This window comes from Nocardioides antri (assembly GCF_008373765.1).
Classification (GTDB): Bacteria; Actinomycetota; Actinomycetes; order Propionibacteriales; family Nocardioidaceae; genus Nocardioides; species Nocardioides antri.
Genome location: NZ_VUJW01000011.1, coordinates 148177 through 166509, shown reverse-complemented (window position 1 = coordinate 166509; position 18333 = coordinate 148177). Strand labels below are relative to the sequence as shown.

Annotated in this window: 12 protein-coding genes; 7 read left to right on the top strand and 5 right to left on the bottom strand. The window is 70.6% G+C overall.

Going from position 1 to position 18333, the window contains the following annotated elements:
* Window positions 1–5: 5 nt before the first annotated feature.
* Both pruA and F0U47_RS21350 read left to right on the top strand, forming a co-directional pair.
* Window positions 6–1634 carry an L-glutamate gamma-semialdehyde dehydrogenase gene (gene pruA / locus F0U47_RS18060; protein ID WP_149751875.1) on the top strand — a complete coding sequence of 543 codons (1629 nt, stop codon included), beginning with the start codon at window positions 6–8 and terminating at the stop codon, window positions 1632–1634.
* Between the two features lie 26 nt (window positions 1635–1660).
* A complete protein-coding gene (locus F0U47_RS21350) occupies window positions 1661–1825 on the top strand; it encodes a hypothetical protein (RefSeq protein ID WP_188111414.1) in 165 nt (54 codons plus the stop codon).
* On the opposite strand, the gene F0U47_RS18055 is transcribed toward F0U47_RS21350, so the two are convergent.
* Both F0U47_RS18055 and F0U47_RS18050 read right to left on the bottom strand, forming a co-directional pair.
* On the bottom strand, window positions 1822–2307 hold the full coding sequence (locus F0U47_RS18055) for a DUF2505 domain-containing protein (RefSeq protein WP_149751874.1): 486 nt from the start codon (window positions 2305–2307) through the stop codon (window positions 1822–1824). The two genes, F0U47_RS21350 and F0U47_RS18055, sit on opposite strands and share 4 nt — an antisense overlap.
* A gap of 1 nt (window position 2308) precedes the next feature.
* Entirely contained in the window at window positions 2309–2800 is a 492-nt protein-coding gene (locus F0U47_RS18050) for a DUF2505 domain-containing protein (RefSeq protein ID WP_188111413.1), read from the bottom strand.
* A gap of 66 nt (window positions 2801–2866) precedes the next feature.
* On the opposite strand from F0U47_RS18050, the gene F0U47_RS18045 reads away from it, so the two are divergent.
* The 4 genes from F0U47_RS18045 to F0U47_RS18030 all read left to right on the top strand — a co-directional run bounded on the left by F0U47_RS18045 (window position 2867) and on the right by F0U47_RS18030 (window position 13697).
* On the top strand, window positions 2867–7810 hold the full coding sequence (locus F0U47_RS18045; RefSeq protein WP_246159687.1) for an NAD-glutamate dehydrogenase: 4944 nt from the start codon (window positions 2867–2869) through the stop codon (window positions 7808–7810).
* A 72-nt stretch (window positions 7811–7882) separates the two neighbouring features.
* Complete coding sequence (locus tag F0U47_RS18040) at window positions 7883–9700, top strand: ABC transporter ATP-binding protein (protein ID WP_149751871.1); 1818 nt, start codon at window positions 7883–7885, stop codon at window positions 9698–9700.
* Complete coding sequence (locus tag F0U47_RS18035) at window positions 9697–11517, top strand: ABC transporter ATP-binding protein (protein ID WP_149751870.1); 1821 nt, start codon at window positions 9697–9699, stop codon at window positions 11515–11517. The genes F0U47_RS18040 and F0U47_RS18035 overlap by 4 nt, the downstream gene beginning before the upstream one ends.
* Before the next feature lie 107 nt (window positions 11518–11624).
* Window positions 11625–13697 carry a cation:proton antiporter gene (locus tag F0U47_RS18030; protein ID WP_149751869.1) on the top strand — a complete coding sequence of 691 codons (2073 nt, stop codon included), beginning with the start codon at window positions 11625–11627 and terminating at the stop codon, window positions 13695–13697.
* 13 nt (window positions 13698–13710) lie between these two features.
* On the opposite strand, the gene F0U47_RS18025 is transcribed toward F0U47_RS18030, so the two are convergent.
* The 3 genes from F0U47_RS18025 to F0U47_RS18015 are packed head-to-tail and all read right to left on the bottom strand — an operon-like array spanning window position 13711 to window position 17249.
* On the bottom strand, window positions 13711–15129 hold the full coding sequence (locus tag F0U47_RS18025) for an FHA domain-containing protein (protein WP_149751868.1): 1419 nt from the start codon (window positions 15127–15129) through the stop codon (window positions 13711–13713).
* Between the two features lies 1 nt (window position 15130).
* Entirely contained in the window at window positions 15131–15607 is a 477-nt protein-coding gene (locus tag F0U47_RS18020; RefSeq protein WP_149751867.1) for a hypothetical protein, read from the bottom strand.
* A 46-nt stretch (window positions 15608–15653) separates the two neighbouring features.
* The gene (locus F0U47_RS18015; RefSeq protein WP_223162823.1) at window positions 15654–17249 is read right to left on the bottom strand and encodes an FAD/NAD(P)-binding protein; all 1596 of its coding nucleotides are present in this window, start codon (window positions 17247–17249) and stop codon (window positions 15654–15656) included.
* Window positions 17250–17487: 238 nt separating this feature from the next.
* Here F0U47_RS18015 and F0U47_RS18010 point away from each other — a divergent pair, with 238 nt between their 5' ends.
* Window positions 17488–18300, top strand: coding sequence for a protein kinase domain-containing protein (locus tag F0U47_RS18010; RefSeq protein WP_149751866.1), 813 nt, complete (start codon window positions 17488–17490; stop codon window positions 18298–18300).
* The last annotated feature ends 33 nt before the right edge of the window (window positions 18301–18333 follow it).

The window sequence follows — 18333 nt, the reverse complement described above, 5'->3', positions numbered from 1 at the left end:
GGAGCATGGACGCGATCACGTTCCCCCCGGCTCCCGTCAACGAGCCCAACCTGACCTATGCGCCCGGCTCGCCGGAGCGCGACGCGCTGGCTGCGGAGATCGCCCGGCAGGAGGCGACCGAGCACCGGATGGACGCCTACATCGGCGGCGAGTGGGTGGCCGGTGGCGGACCGGAGATCAAGGTGGTCCAGCCGCACGACCACGCCCACGTGCTGGGCGTCCTGAAGAACGCGACCCAGCCCGACGCCCAGCGAGCGGTCGAGGCGGCCACGACGGCGGCGCCCGAGTGGCGGGCGATGCCGTTCGACGAGCGGTGCGCGATCCTGCTCAGAGCGGCCGAGCTGCTGGCCGGCCCGTGGCGGCAGCGGCTCAACGCCGCGACCGTGCTGGGCCAGTCGAAGACGGCGTTCCAGGCCGAGATCGACGCGGCGTGCGAGCTCATCGACTTCTGGCGGTTCAACGTCCACTACGCCAAGCAGATCCTGGCCGAGCAGCCGATCGCCAACAGCCCCGGCGTGTGGAACCGCACCGACCACCGGCCGCTCGAGGGCTTCGTCTACGCGATCACGCCGTTCAACTTCACCGCGATCGCCGGCAACCTGCCCACCGCGCCGGCGCTGATGGGCAACACCGTGATCTGGAAGCCCAGCCCGACCCAGCAGCACGCGGCGTCGCTGACGATGCAGCTGCTGATCGAGGCGGGCATGCCGCCGGGCGTCATCAACATGCTGCCCGGCGACGGCCTGGCGGTCTCGGAGGTCGCCCTCGCACACCCCGACCTCGCGGGCATCCACTTCACCGGCTCGACCCCGACGTTCCAGCGGCTGTGGCAGACGGTCGGCTCGAACCTGCCGTCGTACCGCACCTACCCGCGGCTGGTCGGCGAGACCGGCGGCAAGGACTTCGTCATCGCCCACCCGTCCGCCGACCCCGACGTGGTCACGACGGCCCTGATCCGCGGTGCGTTCGAGTACGGCGGGCAGAAGTGCTCCGCCGCGTCGCGGGCCTATGTGCCGCGGTCGCTGTGGGAGCGGATCGGCGACGACCTCATCGCCAAGACCGACGCGCTCTCGATGGGCGACCCCACCGACTTCTCGCACTTCCTCGGCGCGGTCATCGACGACCGGGCCTTCAAGAAGCACACCGCGGCGATCGAGCGGGCGAAGGCGACCCCGGGCCTCCAGGTCGTCGCGGGCGGCAAGACCGACGACTCGGAGGGCTGGTTCGTCCGGCCCACGATCGTTGTCGGTGAGGACCCGGCGGACGAGGTGTTCACGACGGAGTACTTCGGGCCGATCCTGGCGGTCCACGTCTACGACGACGCCGACTTCGAGAAGGTCGTCGTCCAGGCGGAGTCCGCGGCGCCGTACGCCCTCACCGGGGCGATCATCGCGCAGGACCGCGCTGCGATCCGGTGGGCCCGCATGACGCTGCGGTTCGCCGCCGGCAACTTCTACATCAACGACAAGCCCACCGGCGCGGTCGTCGGCCAGCAGCCGTTCGGCGGCGGCCGGGCCTCCGGCACCAACGACAAGGCCGGTGCCGCCTCCAACCTGCTGCGCTGGACCTCACCGCGGTCGATCAAGGAGACGCTCTCGCCGCCGAAGGACCACACCTACCCGCACATGGGCTGAGACCTGCTGGTGGGACACTGGGTCCCGTGACTCCCTGGCACGTCGGCTCCGACCACCCGGCGGAGCTGGCGCTGACGCTGATCCTGGCGTTCGGCCCGTTCCTCCTGCTGGGAGCGGTGATCGTCGTCCAGCGCCGCCGCGACGCCGCGGAGGAGGCGGAGGCCGACCGGCAGCCGGGTGACCCGGGCTAGCGCGACAGCCAGGCCACGCCGGTGCGCTGCTCGGCACGCATCGCGGAGCCGAAGATCTTGCCGATCAGCCCCTCGATCTTGCCGGAGACGAGCGGGATCTTGACGGTGATGTCGAGCGTGACGGTCTCGGTGGTGACGCCGTCCTTCTCGGTGAGGACCGCGGTGCCGACCAGCTCGCCGGGCTTGCCGGGGATGGTGACGTGGATGTCGCCGCGGTCCGGGCTGGTCCAGGTCTCCGACTGCACGATGTCGACCTCGCTGCCGACGAACTTCTTCGCGAAGCCGGGCACCCGGTCGGTCGGCTGGGAGTACTCCACGCGCACCTTCATCGGGTCGCCCTGCACGCCGTCGATCGACACCGAGTGCTTCGTGGCCCGCTGGTTGACGCAGACCTCGTCGCGGAACGCAGGATCGGCCAGCATCGCGGCGACGTCGGCCAGCGGTGCCTCGTAGGTCAGCTCGTGCACGATCCGGGTGGACACGTCAGTGGTTCCCTTCCAGCCAGGCGACTCCGACGGCCTGCTCGACCTCGAGTCCCTTGCCGATGTCGTCGGCCATCAGCTGCTCGAGCCTGCCGCCGATGAGGGGCACCTTGACGGTGAGCTCCAGATCGGTGACGTGACGGGTCGATGCCCCGTCCGAGACGAGGGACACCGTGCCGGTCGCCTTGGTCGGCTTGCCCGGCACGAGGATCTCGATCGTGCCCGCGGTGGGGGAGGTCCAGACCTCGGTGACGACGGCCCGTGTCGTGTCGCCGGTGATCTTCTTCGCGATCGCCGGCAGGCCCGCGGTGTCCTGCACCTGGTCGATCACGATCCGGTAGCCCGAGCTTTCAGGGCCCTCCGGGGTGACGGTCACGTCGGACGACACCACGCCCCGCGCCTCGGCGACCTTCTCGCGCCAGCGGGCGTCGGTGAGCATCGCGAAGACCGCATCCACCGGGGCGTCGTACGACGACGTGTGCTGGAACCTCACGTCGCACATCCTTGCGCATGGAGCCACCGCTGCACACGTGCACCGCCCGGGTCTAGTGTGAGATTCGTGTCAACGACGACGCATACCGACCGGGACCAGATCTTCGACCAGGCCGCTGAGGTGGCCCGCCACGGGAAGGGGACCTCGGCTCCACCGGACGACCAGCTCGTGCCCGTGCTCGCGGCCTACTACCGCCACGTCGGCACCGACGAGCTCGCGGACCGATCCGAGGTCGACGTCTACGGCGCCTACGCCTCCCACCACCACCTCGCCGCCGAGCGGCAGCCCGGCACGACGAAGGTGCGGGTCTACACGCCGACGGTGGCCGAGCACGGCTGGTCGGCAGGCGGGCACTCCGTGGTCGAGGTGGTCACCGACGACATGTCGTTCCTCGTCGACTCGCTGACGATGGAGCTGGCGCGCCAGCACCGCGACGCCCACCTCGTGCTGCACCCGACCCTCGACGTCGAGCGTGACGAGTCCGGCCAGCTGCTGGACCTGCACCCGGTCGCGGCGGGGTCGGCCACGCCGCGCGACGGCGCGATCCGCGAGTCGTGGATGCACGTCGAGATCGACCGGCTGGCGGAGGACTCCGGCGAGGCGGAGCGGCTGGCCGACGACGTACGACGCGTGCTCGGCGACGTGCGGGCGTCGGTCGAGGACTGGTCGGCCATGCAGGAGCGCGTGCGCGCGATCGTCGCGGAGCTCGACGAGTCGCCGCCGCCGCTGCCGGAGCACGAGGTGCAGGAGGGTCGCGAGCTGCTGGCGTGGCTGGCCGACGAGCACTTCACGTTCCTCGGCTACCGGGAGTACGAGCTCGAGCAGGTCCCTGACAGCACCGACGACGGCGGAAAGGTCGGCGGAGCCGACATCCTGCGGCCGGTGCCGGACAGCGGCCTCGGCATCCTGCGGGACGGGTCGAGGGCCGGCCACAAGTCGTCCTCGTTCAGCCGCCTCTCGGGCGCGGTGAAGGCGAAGGCACGGGAGAAGACGCTGCTGGTCCTCGCGAAGGCGAACTCGCGGGCGACGGTGCACCGGCCCGCCTACCTCGACTACGTCGGGGTCAAGGTCTACGGCGACAACGGCGAGGTCGTCGGCGAGCGCCGGTTCCTCGGCCTCCTCTCGAGCGCCGCCTACACGGAGTCGGTGCTGCGGGTGCCGCTGCTGCGGGACAAGGTGGACGCGGTGCTGGAGCTCACCGGCCTCGACCCGCGCAGCCACGACGGCAACGCGCTGCTCGACACCCTCGAGACCTACCCTCGCGACGAGCTGTTCCACACGCCCGTCAAGGAGCTGGCCGCGATCGCGGAGGGTGCGATGCAGGCGCGCGAGCGCCGCGCCGTACGCCTGTTCATCCGGAAGGACACCTACGACCGGTACCTCTCGGTCCTGATCTACCTGCCCCGCGACCGCTACAACACCAGCGTCCGGCAGAAGTTCGTGCGGATCCTGGCGCACGTCATCGGGGAGGGCCGGATCGACCCCGACTCGATCGAGTTCAACGTCAGCATCAGCCAGTCCACGACGGCGCGGGTCCACTTCGTCGTGCGGATGCCCGCCGGGGAGACGATCCCCGACGTCGACACGGGCGACCTCGAGCGTCGCCTGATCGACGCGTCCCGGTCGTGGCACGACGACTTCCTGCACGCCGTCTCCGCGGAGTACGGCGAGGAGGTCGGTGCGATCCTCGGCCGCCGCTACGTCGACGCGTTCCCGGAGGCCTACAAGGAGGACTTCCCTGCGCGGACCGCCGCGGTCGACCTCGGGCGCCTCGAGGCGATCCACGGCGACGCCGGCATCGACCAGGCGCTCTACTCCGAGCTCGACGCGCCGGAGGGCGAGGCGCGGCTCAAGCTGTTCCGCGTCGGCTCCCCCCTGTCGCTCTCCGAGGTGCTCCCGATGCTCTCGTCGATGGGCGTCGAGGTGGTCGACGAGCGGCCCTACGGGCTGATCGGGCTGGAGCGCGTGTCGCACATCTACGACTTCGGCCTGAGGTACGGCGCCCCGCTGCCCGACCAGGCACGGGAGCTCTTCTCCGACGCCCTCCGCGCGATCTGGGACGGCTACACCGAGATCGACGGGTTCAACGCGCTGGTGCTGCGGGCGTCGCTGACGTGGCGCCAGGCCATGCTGCTGCGCGCCTACGCGAAGTACATGCGGCAGGGGAACTCGCCGTTCGCCATCGACTCGCTCGAGGGTGCGCTGTCCGACAACGTCGAGCTCGCCCGCATGCTGGTGGAGCTGTTCGAGACCCGGTTCGACCCGGACCTCAGCGACGACGACCGCAGCCAGGGGCAGGCCGACCTCGAGGCCCGGATCACCAAGGCGCTCGACGACGTGGTCAGCCTCGACCACGACCGGATCCTGCGGTCCTACCTCACCCACATCCGGGCCACGCTGCGCACGAACTACTTCCAGCACGCCGGCGACAGCAGGCGGCCGAAGACCTACCTGTCGCTGAAGATGGAGCCGTCGGCGATCCCGGACCTGCCGGAGCCGCGGCCGAAGTACGAGATCTTCGTGTACTCGCCGCGGGTCGAGGGCGTGCACCTCCGGTTCGGCGCCGTCGCCCGCGGTGGCCTGCGCTGGTCCGACCGGCGCGACGACTTCCGCACCGAGATCCTCGGCCTGGTGAAGGCGCAGATGGTCAAGAACACCGTGATCGTGCCGGTCGGCGCGAAGGGCGGGTTCTACGCCAAGCAGCTGCCCGACGGCTCCGACCGCGACGCGTGGCTCGCCGAGGGCGTCGAGTGCTACAAGACGTTCATCCGCGGTCTGCTCGACGTCACCGACAACCTGGTCGGGGGCGAGACGGTCCCGCCCGAGCGGGTCGTGCGCTGTGACGGCAACGACTCCTACCTGGTGGTCGCCGCCGACAAGGGCACCGCGACGTTCTCCGACATCGCCAACGGGGTCTCGAAGGACTACGGCTTCTGGCTCGGCGACGCGTTCGCGTCCGGTGGCTCCGTCGGCTACGACCACAAGGCGATGGGCATCACGGCCCGCGGGGCGTGGGTGTCGGTGCGCCGCCACTTCCGTGAGCTCGGCGTCGACTGCCAGACCCAGGACATCAGCGTGGTCGGGATCGGCGACATGTCGGGCGACGTGTTCGGCAACGGGATGCTGTGCTCGGAGCACATCCGGCTGGTGGCCGCTTTCGACCACCGTGACATCTTCATCGACCCGGAGCCGGACGCGGCGACGTCGTACGCCGAGCGCAAGCGGTTGTTCGAGCTGCCCCGGTCGAGCTGGCAGGACTACGACAAGTCGCTGATCTCGGAGGGCGGCGGGGTGTTCCCCCGCTCGGCGAAGTCGATCAAGCTCAACCACCAGATCCGCTCGGCGCTCGGGATCCTCCGCAACGTCGACAAGATGACGCCGGCGGAGCTGATGAAGGCGATCCTGCTGGCGCCGGTCGACCTGCTGTGGAACGGCGGCATCGGGACCTACGTCAAGGCGAGCAGCGAGACCAGCGCGGACGCCGGCGACAAGGCCAACGACGCGATCCGGGTCAACGGCACCGAGCTGCGGGCGCGTGTCGTCGGCGAGGGCGGCAACCTGGGCTTCACCCAGCGCGGCCGGATCGAGTTCGCCCACAACGGCGGCAGGATCAACACCGACTTCATCGACAACTCCGCCGGCGTCGACACCTCCGACCGGGAGGTCAACCTCAAGATCCTCCTGGACCGGGTGGTGCTCGACGGCGACCTGACCGAGAAGCAGCGCAACAAGCTGTTGGCGTCGATGACCGACGAGGTCGCCGACCTGGTGCTGCGCGACAACTACGAGCAGAACCTCGCGCTCGCCAACGCGGCCAAGAACGCGCCGTCGCTCCTGCACGTGCACGAGCAGTGGATGCGCAAGCTGGAGAGCGAGGGCCGGCTCGACCGCGACCTCGAGGCGCTCCCGGCGAAGGCCGAGGTCAGGCGGCGGATCGAGCAGGGTGGCGCGCTCACCCAGCCGGAGCTCTCGGTGCTGATGGCCTACACGAAGATCGTGCTGGCCGAGGAGCTGTTGTCGTCCGACCTGCCGGAGGACCCCTACTGCGTCCTCGACCTGGTGTCCTACTTCCCACAGGCTGTGCGCGAGGGCTTCGGCGCGCAGATCGAGCAGCACCCGCTGCGTCGGGAGATCATCGTGACCCAGGTCGTCAACGACCTGGTCAACGGCGCCGGCATGACCTACTGGCCGCGGCTGGCGGGGGAGACCGGGGCGTCCGCCGCCGAGCTCACCCGCGCCAACTTCGTGGCGCGCGAGATCTACGGCTCGCTCCCGCTCCGGGACGAGCTGGCGACGTACGACAACAAGATCGACGCGGCCGTGCAGACCCGGATGCGGGTCGACATGCGGACCCTCGTCGAGCGGGCGTCCCGGTGGCTCGTCACCAACCGCCGGCCACCGCTCGACAGCCAGGCGACGGTCGACATGTTCGCCGAGCCGGTTCAGGCGACGATGCTCGTCCTGCCGGAGCTGCTGACCGGCCGCGAGCTGGCGGGCTACGACTCCCGCCGGTCGACGCTCGTCGGGCAGGGCGTGCCGGAGGACCTGGCAGCCCGCGTGGCGTCGTTCGACGTCGCCTACGCGCTCCTCAACGTGGTCGACATCGCGACCCGGGACGGGCTCTCGCCGCAGGACGTCGCGCGGGTGCACTTCGCGCTCGGCGAGCGGCTGGGACTGTCGGTGCTGCAGGAGCGGATCGTCGCGCTGCCGCGCGCCGACCAGTGGCAGACCATGGCCCGGGCGGCGCTGCGCGACGACCTGCACGCCGTGCACGCCCAGCTCACGGCCCAGGTGCTCGCTGTGTCCGAGGCGGACGACGAGGTCAGCGCGCGGGGCGTGCCGGACGAGCTGCGGGAGGAGGCAGTGCGCCGGGTCGTCGCCTGGGAGTCCTCCACCGGAGGCGTGGTCGCCCACGCCGTGGAAACGCTCGAGACGATCTGCGCCGACGAGGACACCGACCTCGCCCGGGTCTCGGTCGCGCTGCGGGTGGTGCGCGGGCTGCTCGCCTGAGAATCTTCCGGCGCGCCGCGCGGATAAACGATTCGCGGCCTGTCGGTCCCCGCACCTAGAGTCGGGGGACCGATGACGACCTCCACGCAACAGCGTCCTGGTCGGCCGGAGCGCGACCCGCTCGGGCCGGATCCGGACAACCCGCCGCCCGCAGGCGTCCACTCCTTGTGGCGCCTGCGGTCCTACCTCCGCCCGCACCGCGGAGCGCTGCTCGTCATGCTCTCGACCGCGCTGGCCGGCATCGGCGTGGCGATCGCGATCCCGCTGGTGATCCGGGCGCTCATCGACGGCCCGATCACCAACCGTGAGCTCGACCCGGTGCTGCCGCTCGGCCTGCTCGTGCTTGCCCTCGGCGTGCTCGAGGCGGTCCTGACCTGGTGGCGACGGTGGGTGCAGTCCAACGCCGTCCTCAACGTCGAGACCGCCATGCGGCGCGACCTCTACGCTCACCTCCAGGCGCTGCCGATGAGCTTCCACAGCCGCTGGCAGTCCGGGCAGCTGCTCTCGCGCGCCACCACCGACCTCTCGTCGATCCGGCGGTTCTTCGGGTTCGGCATGCTGTTCCTGTTCATCAACATCCTCCAGGTCACCGCGGTCACGGCGGTGCTGCTGGCGATGTACTGGCCGCTCGGCCTTGTGGTGGCCTGCACCGCAGCGCCGATCGTGTGGCTCTCGATGCGTTTCGAGAAGGAGTACGTCGTCGTGTCGCGGCGGGTGCAGGACGAGCAGGGCGACCTGGCGACCCGGGCCGAGGAGGCCGCGGTCGCGATCCGGGTGATCAAGTCCTTCGGCCGGAGCCGCTACATCAGCGACCAGTACGAAGCGGCTGCCCGCCAGCTGCACACGACCTCGATGGACAAGGTCCGGCTCTCGGCGCGGTTCTGGACCTTCCTCGAGGTGATCCCCAACTGTGCGGTCGTCGTCGTCCTGCTGTTCGGCGCGATCGGCGTGGGGCGCGGCGCGCTCACCCCGGGTGAGCTGGTCGCGTTCATCACCCTGATGCTCTCCCTGGTGTGGCCGGTCTCGTCGCTCGGCATCATCCTCGCGATGGCGCAGGAGGCGATGACGTCGGCCGCTCGGATCCTCGAGATCTTCGACACCGAGTCCGACATCGTGAGCGGCACCCGCACCATCGACCGGCCCCGCGGCCACCTCCGTTTCGAGCACGTCGACTTCGCCTACCCCGGCGCGCTCGACGAGCCGGTGCTGCGCGACGTCAACCTCGACATCAGGCCCGGCGAGACGGTCGCCGTGGTCGGTGCGACCGGCTCGGGCAAGACCAGCCTGACCGCGCTCGTCCCGCGGCTGTTCGACGTGACCGGAGGTGCGGTCACGATCGACGGCGTCGACGTGCGCGACCTCGAGCTGGCCCACCTGCGCCAGCTGGTGGCGACCGCGTTCGACGACCCCACCCTGTTCTCGATGAGCGCCCGGGAGAACCTCACCCTCGGCCGGGCCGACGCCAGCGACGCCGACATCGAGGAGGCGCTCGACGTGGCGCAGGCCGGCTTCGCGCGCGAGCTCCCGTGGGGCCTCGAGACCCGGATCGGTGAGCAGGGGATGGCCCTGTCCGGCGGCCAGCGCCAGCGCCTGGCGCTCGCGCGCGCCGTACTCTCGCGGCCCCCCGTGCTCGTGCTCGACGACACGCTGTCGGCGCTCGACGTCCACACCGAGGCCCTGGTCGAGGAGGCGCTGCGCCGGGTGCTGGTCGACACGACCGGGCTGATCGTCGCCCACCGCGCCTCCACCGTGCTGCTTGCCGACCGGGTCGCCCTGCTGCAGGGCGGCACCATCACCCACGTCGGCGAGCACCGCGAGCTGCTGGCCACGGTGCCCGCCTACCGCGAGCTGCTCGCCGCCGACCCGTCGCTCGAGGAGGCCGCCTCATGACCGCCACCGAGTGGCGCGGCATCGCCAAGGGCGACGAGGACGAGCGGATCGAGCGGATCGAGCGGAAGTTCGTCGGCGGCTCGGGCACGCTCCTCCGCGAGCTGCTGCGGCCCTACAAGTGGGCGATCTGGGGCCTGGTCGCGATCGTGCTGGTGGAGAACGCCGCCCGGCTCTCGATCCCCTACCTCGTCAAGGAGGGCATCGACACCGGCATCCCGCCGATCCGCGCCGACAACGACCTCCAGCCGCTGCTCGTCATCGTCGGGATCGTGCTCTGCGCGACGCTGACCCAGGCGGTCGCGCGCAACCTCTTCCTGGTCCGCTCCGGCAAGGTCGGCCAGGACGTGCTGTTCGAGGTCCGGCGCCGGGTGTTCCGCCACTTCCAGGCGCTGAGCCCCGCGTTCCACGACGAGTACACGTCCGGCCGCGTCATCTCGCGGCAGACGTCCGACGTCGACGCGATCTACGAGATGCTCGAGACCGGCTTCGACGGCCTGGTCACGGCTGCGCTGACCCTGGTCGGCACGGCCGGCCTCCTGCTCTTCCTCGACGTCGAGCTCGGTCTGGTCGCGCTGTGCTGCGGCCCGTTCCTGTTCTGGCTCACCAACTGGTTCCGCAAGTCCTCTGCCAACAGCTACCGGGTGACGCGCGAGAAGGTCGCGCTCGTCATCGTCCACTTCGTCGAGTCGATGGGCGGCATCCGCGCCGTCCAGGCGTTCCGTCGCGAGCCCCGCAACCAGGAGATCTTCGACGACGTCAACGAGCAGTACCGTGCCGCCAACCTCGTCGCCTTCCGGCTGGTCGCGTGGTTCATGCCCGGCATCCGGCTGATCGGCAACGTCACCATCGCGGTCGTCCTGCTGTACGGCGGCTACCTGGCCTACCACGGCGAGGTGACCGTCGGCGTGCTGGCGGCGTTCCTGCTCTACCTGCGCCAGTTCTTCGAGCCGATGATGGAGATCTCGCAGTTCTACAACACCTTCCAGTCGGCGTCGGCGGCGCTCGACAAGCTCGCCGGAGTCCTGCGGGAGGAGCCGGGTGTCCCCGAGCCGACCCGGCCCGAGGCGCTGCCGGCGGCCCGCGGGGAGCTCCACTTCGACAGCGTCGACTTCGGCTACGTCGACGACCGGCTGGTCCTCCACGACCTCGACCTGCGGGTCCCCGCCGGCCAGACGCTCGCCGTCGTCGGCACCACCGGCGCCGGCAAGACCACGGTGGCGAAGCTCGCCACCCGGTTCTACGACCCGACCGCCGGCCAGGTCCGGCTCGACGGCGTCGACCTGCGCGACCTGACCTCCGAGGTGCTCCGCCGCGCCGTGGTCATGGTCACCCAGGAGAACTACCTGTTCTCGGGCACGATCGCCGACAACATCCGGTTCGGCCGCCCCGACGCCTCCATGGAGCAGGTCGAGGCCGCGACCCGGGCGCTCGGCGCCCACGACTTCATCACCGCGCTTCCCGACGGCTACGAGACGGTGGTCGCCAACCAGGGCGGCCGGCTCAGCGCCGGCCAGCGGCAGCTGGTCGCGTTCGCCCGCGCCTTCCTCGCCGACCCGGCGGTGCTGATCCTCGACGAGGCCACGTCCTCGCTCGACGTGCCGTCCGAGCGACTGGTCCAGCAGGCGCTCCGCACGGTCCTTGCGGGCCGCACCGCGGTGATCATCGCCCACCGCCTCTCCACCGTCGAGATCGCGGACCGCGTGATCGTGATGGAGCACGGCAGGATCGTCGAGGACGGTGCGCCGGAGGAGCTGGTCGCCGGTGGTCACGGCCGGTTCTCCGACCTCCACCAGGCGTGGCTCGACTCGCTGGCCTGAGCTCCGCGGCCGACGTGTCATCCGCGGGGCTGAATCCGGGTGATTGCGCCGCGCTCCAGGGGTAGGTGCCCCTAGGCTGACGCCGGCACGATTTCCCAGGAGGATCCATGTCCCACGTCATCTTGCTGGCCGCCGCGGTCCCGGGGCCGGTGGTCGACTTCTCGGTGATCCTCGCGCTGCTGGCGCTGATCATCGTCGTGGCCAAGGCCGCGGGAATGCTGGTCGCGAAGGTCGGGATCCCGCCGGTCGTCGGCGAGATCGCGGCGGGCGTGCTGCTCGGTCCGAGCCTGCTCGGCATGGAGCTGAGCGGAGAGATCTTCCCGGTCGACCAGCGCGGCTTCCTCGACATCCTGGCGCGGATCGGCCTGGTGCTCTTCATGTTCGTCGTCGGCCTCGAGCTCGATATCTCCCTGGTGAAGGGCCGCGGGAAGGTCGCGGGATCGGTGTCGGTCTGCTCGATCGTGCTGCCGTTCGCCCTCGGCATCGGCCTGGCGAAGATCTTCGTCGAGACGGAGGCGACCTCCGGCCTCAAGCCGGACGGCGTCGGCTTCTGGCCGTTCGCGCTCTTCATGGGCGCGGCGATGTCGATCACCGCGTTCCCCGTCCTGGCCCGGATCCTGACCGACCGGCGGATGCACCGCACCGAGACCGGTGGCCTGGCGCTGGCGTGCGCCGCCACCGACGACATCATCGCCTGGACCCTGCTGGCCGTGGTGCTGGCTGTCTCGGGCATCGACGGCGGCCACGGGCACCTGCCCTCGTGGGGGATCTACCTCGCGATCCCGTTCGTCCTGGTGGCGATCTTCCTCGTCCGGCCCGCGCTCACCCAGCTCACGGCGGCCTACAAGAGGGCCGGGGAGCTCACGCCGACGATCCTGTCCGTCGTCCTGATCGGCATGCTGTTGTTCTCGGCGACGACCGAGGTCATCGGCATTCACTACATCTTCGGCGCGTTCCTCTTCGGCGCGATCATCCCGCACGAGAACGCCGCCGCGCTGCGCCACGAGATCCTGGTCCGCCTCGAGCAGATCTCCGTGCTGCTCCTGCTGCCGGTCTTCTTCCTGCTGTCCGGGCTCAAGGTCAACATCCAGGGACTCGGCAGTGAGCACATCCTCCCGCTGGTGGGGATCCTCGCGGTGGCGATCGTCGGCAAGTACGTCGGCGCCTACGTCGGCGCCAAGCTCCAGAAGGTCCCGCACTGGCAGGCCAGCTCGCTCGGCCTCCTCATGAACACCCGCGGCCTGACCGAGCTGATCATCCTCAACGTCGGCCTCGAGAAGGGCCTGCTGAGCCCCGAACTGTTCACCCTGATGGTGATCATGGCGCTGGTGACCACCGTGATGACGGGGCCCCTGCTCGCGTTCACCTACCCGCAGCGCCGGGTCGCGCGGGACATCGCCGAGGCCGAGCGCGCTGCGCTCGGCGACGAGGCGGTGGACCGGATCCTCGTGCTGAGCCGCCCGGGTGCCGCCAACGAGGTGCCGCTCGAGATCGCCGTCACCATGCTGGCCGGCGCCCGGCCGGCCGAGATCGTCGTGGCCGACCTCCAGCCCCAGGGACGCCTGCTCGACCTGGGCAGCGGGCTCTCGGGCGAGCTCGCCGACATGGCGGCCGCGATGGAGAGCCAGCAGGTCCTGGTCCGGAGGGGTGAGGAGCTGGGCGTCCCGGTGCGGGTGATCGCCCACCCCAGCGCCGACGTCGAGCAGGACCTCGTCGAGCTGGTGCAGGTGCTTGCTCCGCAAGGGCTCGTCGCGTGGTCGGACGACCCCTCTCTCGAGGCCGTCCTCGCCGTGGTCGACTGCCCGTCCGCGATCGTCGCCGAGGGCACCGACCCGTTCCCGCCCCAGGTCCCGGTCGCCGTCGCGTGGACCTCCGACAGCAACGGCGACGCTGCTGTCGTGCTGGGTGCGCGGCTGGCCCTGGCCCGGCAGGTGCCGCTCCAGCTCCCCACCGCCGGCGGTCGCCGGCTGGTCGCCATCCGGACCGCGCTCGAGGAGCGGGGCGTCCGGGTCGCCGACCCGGTCGCGCCCGATCCCGACTCGGGGCTCACGGCCCCGGTCATCGACATCGCCGGCCGCGGCGCCGGTGCGACGGCGACCATCGCCGCCCAGAGCGAGCCGGACGCCGTACCCGTCGACTTTGCCGCGGTGGAGCTCGGTGCGGAGGTCGGCGCCGAGTAGAAGGGCCCTTGGGTCAGCTGCTGCTACCGGCGTGGGTGTTGAACGCCAGGGTGCGGTGGCCGATCCGGATCCGGGTGCCCTGCACCAGGACGTGCTCGGCGCCCGCGGGCAGTCGTTGCCAGTCCGGCGTCTTCGGCACGTGCACGAACGTCCCGTTGGTGGAGTTGTTGTCGACCAGCACGACGTCCCAGCCACGCAGCTCGAGCCGGGCGTGCACCCGCGAGACCTGGTTGGACTGGTCGATGATCGGCAGGCCGCGGAAGGTGCCGGCCTGGACCCGCTCGTCGGCGTCGGGGTCGCGCCCGAGGAGGTACGGCGTGTCGAGCTGGAAGACCGATCCGTCGTCGAGCACGACCACCCCGAGGGGCGGGCGGACGCCGTTCACCAACACCGGCGTCTGCTGCACCATGTTGATCCCGCAGACCGCGCAGAACAGCTGCCGCGGGTCGTTGAAGTGGCGGTTCTTGCAGTAGACCCCGCGCACCTCCTCCTTCGCCGGGCCGCTCGCCTGGATCACGCTCGGGTCATCGACGATCGGCAGCGGCTCGAAGTCGTCGTCGTCGATCTCGTCGATGAGCACCGACTGGAACTCGATGCGCTCGTCCGGCTGGGCAGGCGGCAGCGGCCGACCGGCCGGGGCCGGCGGGTGCGGGTGGTCGTGGCCGGCGTGGTCGTGGACGTGGTCGTCGGCGGCGACCGGCTCCGGCGCAGGCGGAGGAGGGGGCGGTGCCGGTGCCTCCGGTGCGCCGGGCGCCGGGGTTGCCTCGGGCGCCTGGGGCCAGACCGGCGACGCCGGCATGTGGGTCAGCTCGTCGGTCGGCTCGTCGGGCGAGGGGGCGGGCGCAGGGGCGGGCGTGGCGGGCGCGGCGGCCTCCTCCGCGACCGGCTCCTCCGTGGTCGCCCCGCCCGCGGTGTCCGCCATCACCGGTGCGGCCGTCAGCGGCTCACCGGTGGGGGCGCCGGCCGGCACGACGAGCGCCCCGGCCTGGATGACACCGCCGTCGAGACGGTACGACGAGCCGGGGTCGGCCTGGCTCGCGCCGGGCAGGGTGACCGACACCTCGTCGATCGGCCACGGGATCAGCCGCTCGACCCAGGCGAGCGAGTCGGCGCCGGAGATCCGCTCCTCGCCGACGGTCACGACGACATCGCCGTCGACGAACACCGCCAGCCCGGTCGAGTGCGGCGCCAGCGCGGCGAAGCCGGGCGACTGCTCGACGGCCGTGGAGAGCATGAGCGCGTAGCCGCGGACCAGCTGGCGGCCCTGGCCGCCGTTGGCCGCCACCATCTGCGCGTGGTCGACGTAGGGACGCACGACCTCGGGGTCGGTCGAGCCGACGAGGAGGACGACCGGCCCGATCCGGGCGAGGGTGCCCTCGCCGGGCCCCGGAACGACGGTCGCGCGGGTCCAGTCCTCCGCTGACTGCTTCACGTCACACGATCCTTCCGCCTTGGAAGCGCCACCGGATGAACGGCACGCGCATCGGCCCGTTGGTCCAAATCCAGATCACGAACCAGATCACCGAGAAGTCGATGAAGAAGGCCCACCAGAAGAACGACGGCAGGTCACCATCATCCAACCCCTGGGGAAGCCCGGGCACCAGTCCCAGCTCGAGGAGAAGCCACACCAGGGCGCCCTCGTTGATCGCCGTGATGAGGCCGAACATCGTCGGCCAGTCCTTCTCCCACCGGAACTGCTGGATGAGGTGGTAGAGCAGCTCCCACAGGATCCCGAGCACCAGCACGGTGGCCAGGATGATGTAGGTGATCCGGTAGTAGGTCCCGTCGAACCCCGGCAGCCCGGGGGCGCCGTCGGGCAGGACCGGCGTGATCAGGAACGTGATGATGCCGCCGAAGACGACGAGCATGAAGATCCGGGTCTGCAGACGGCCGTTGAGGGTGGGCAACATCAGCGGGCTCCTCGGCAGGTCGGCGGGACGGTCGAGTCGGCGTGGGTCACGGCTTGCTCCCGAACAGCCACTTCCACCACTGGATGGTCGAGCGGACCGGCCCGATCCGCTTGCAGAACTTCCGCTTGCGGAGGTCGAGGTAGATCTCCTGGGCGGCGACCTGCAAGCCCAGGAAGGTGTCGACCCCGGGGAAGTAACCGCCGAGCGTGGTGGCGCCGGAGGCATACATCGCACCGTTGCCGGACCGGGTGCCGATGAGCTCGAAGTTGCGGTCGACGTTGAGCCGGCCGACCGGGTTGCGGCTAGCGCCGCCGTGCTCCAGCAGGTCCTTGAGCAGCCGGTGCTCGGCGATGTCCGCCTCGAGGCCGGTGCAGTCGATGACGAAGTCCACCTCGACCGGCACGGTGCCCTGCGCCGTGCGCACCTGGTTGAGGATGCGCTCGCCGTGGGGCTGCATGTCGTCGACGGTGCCGACGAGCACCTGGTACCAGCCCTCCTTGCGACCCTGGTTCATCTGCTTCTGCCAGAGCTTGCGCCACGGGGTGTTGGTGCCGCCCATCCGCTTGTAGATCTCGGCGCGCTGCTCGCCCTCGAGCCCGCGGACCTGCTTCTTGAGCTGACCGCCCCACACGGACTTCGGGTAGTTGAAGCCCTGGTAGGCCCAGCCGTTCTCGCCGCGGCGGCGCATGAACAGCCGGGTCTTCCCGCCGCCGGGGCGCGGGTCCTCCTCGTTGCCGTAGCCGTCGTTGGTGCCGTGGTAGTAGGTCCGGAACAGGTGGACGATGTTGGTCTGCGCGCCCTTGAGGAGGCGGTCGTCCATCAGCCGCTGGAGCACCCGCGAGGCCACGATGCCGCCGCCGCGCACCATCACGGTGCTGGGCTGCTGCAGCAGGCGCTCGTAGACGTGCTCGTGGGACTCGTAGGCGTTGACGATGTGGCGGTAGTCGTTGTGCTCGGTGCGGTAGCGCTGGAGCTCCGGGAGGAACTTGAGGCCGGGATAGCCGACGGCGATGTGGACGTACTGGGAGCGGAAGGCCACTCGCTTCGTCGCTGACGCGCCCTCGGGGGGCGTCAGGATCGTGAAGTAGCCCCCGCCGTACCGCCGGCGGACGATGCGCACCAGGCCCTTGACGAGCATCTCGTCGTAGCCGATCCGGTTCTTCTCGCGCTCCATCGTCTCGAAGGCCTGGCCGGCCTTCGGCGTGTAGTAGTCGGCGAAGATCGGCTCGCTGAACAGCTGCCACAGCAGCTTGGGGTTGAAGGTCCGCATCGCCTCGGCGAAGCCGTACGACGGGAAGCCCCAGATGTTGTCCGGCCGCGACGCGGAGTCGGAGCGGAGCCGCTCACCGCGAGGGATCTGGGACACGCGGGTGAGGTACTCGTAGGTCTGCCACGGGTGGTCGAGGGTGCCGAGGACGCGCATCTGGGACGTCGGCACGCCCGCGATCCGCAGGTAGTCGACGGTCACGAAGCTGCCGATCCCGGAGCCGACGGTGACGAACGGGACGTCCACGATCGGGATGCCGGCGCTCGCGACGAGCTCGTCGGTCCAGAAGTCCGTCTGGAGCATCTGGTCGGTCAGGTCGCCAGCGGGCATCGGCTGGGCCGGCAGGTACGTGTTGGGATCCGTGGTCGGTACCACCGAAGCTGCTGTGGGCTCGATCAACGTGCCTCCTTCGTCGTGGGAAGGTTCCGCCCCAGGTGCGTCCGGAACGCTACACCGGCTACCCGTCGCTGCGCGTCCGAATCGTCAACCGCGTCAGGTTCACCGCGAAATGTGTTCGCGAGGATGATTCGGGGACGGAGGCTGCCGTTTTGATGGGCCGGATCCGTGGCACATGCCATGCTGTTGACCAGGACCACGACCATCGGAGGATCGCGTGCAAGGCATCGCGGACTATGAGTTCATCCGGCCGCTGGGGGAGTCGAACTACGGCACGAACTACCTGGCGAACGCACCGGCGCGCCTGGGCATCGCCGCCGACCAGGTCGTCGTCAAGGTGATCGCCGGGCCGACGTCCGACGACGCCTTCCGACGGGCGACGCGCGAGCTGAAGCACTTCAGCGTCGCCGACTCCGACCGGCTCGTCGCCGTCTACGACGCCGGCCGCCACGGCGGGGCGTTCTACTACGCGATGGAGTACCTCCCGCTCGGCTCGCTGGAGCAGCCCAACGTCGCCCTCGACCCGGGACGCGCGGTCGCCGCCGTACGCGACGCCGCGTTCGCCGCCCATGCGCTCCACGAGCGCGGGATCGCGCACCGGGACATCAAGCCCGCCAACATCCTGATCGCCGAGGACGGCGGCCGGCTGTCCGACCTCGGGCTCTCGCAGCTGCTGTCTCCCGGCATGGTGATGACCGGCCTCGGTCAGATCGGGCTCGAGTTCACCGACCCCTCGATCATGCTCGGCGCCGCGGCGTCGCGCGCCAGCGACATCTGGTCGCTCGGTGCCTGCCTCCACTACGCGCTCACCGGGCGCGGGGTGTACGGCGACCTGCGCAGCACCGAGCCGCTGCTCCTGGTCCGGTCCATCCTGGCCTCGCAGCCGACGCTGGCGACGGACCTGCCGCCGGACGCCGCGGAGCTGATCGGCGCCTGTCTCGCCACCGACGTGACCGCCCGGCCGCGGACCGCCCACGAGGTCGCCGAGCGCGCTTCCGGCATCGCCTCCGGGCTCGGCGCCAGCGTCTGACACCCAAAGCGGAGGACTGACCACGCGCGGCCC

Bases quoted from the DNA above. Each gene is read 5' to 3' on its own strand.
- pruA (WP_149751875.1), top strand. From the start codon at position 6: ATGGACGCGATCACGTTCCCCCCGGCTCCCGTCAACGAGCCCAACCTG.
- F0U47_RS18040 (WP_149751871.1), top strand. From the start codon at position 7,883: ATGACGACCTCCACGCAACAGCGTCCTGGTCGGCCGGAGCGCGACCCG.
- F0U47_RS18035 (WP_149751870.1), top strand. From the start codon at position 9,697: ATGACCGCCACCGAGTGGCGCGGCATCGCCAAGGGCGACGAGGACGAG.
- F0U47_RS18030 (WP_149751869.1), top strand. From the start codon at position 11,625: ATGTCCCACGTCATCTTGCTGGCCGCCGCGGTCCCGGGGCCGGTGGTC.
- F0U47_RS18020 (WP_149751867.1), bottom strand. From the start codon at position 15,607: ATGTTGCCCACCCTCAACGGCCGTCTGCAGACCCGGATCTTCATGCTC.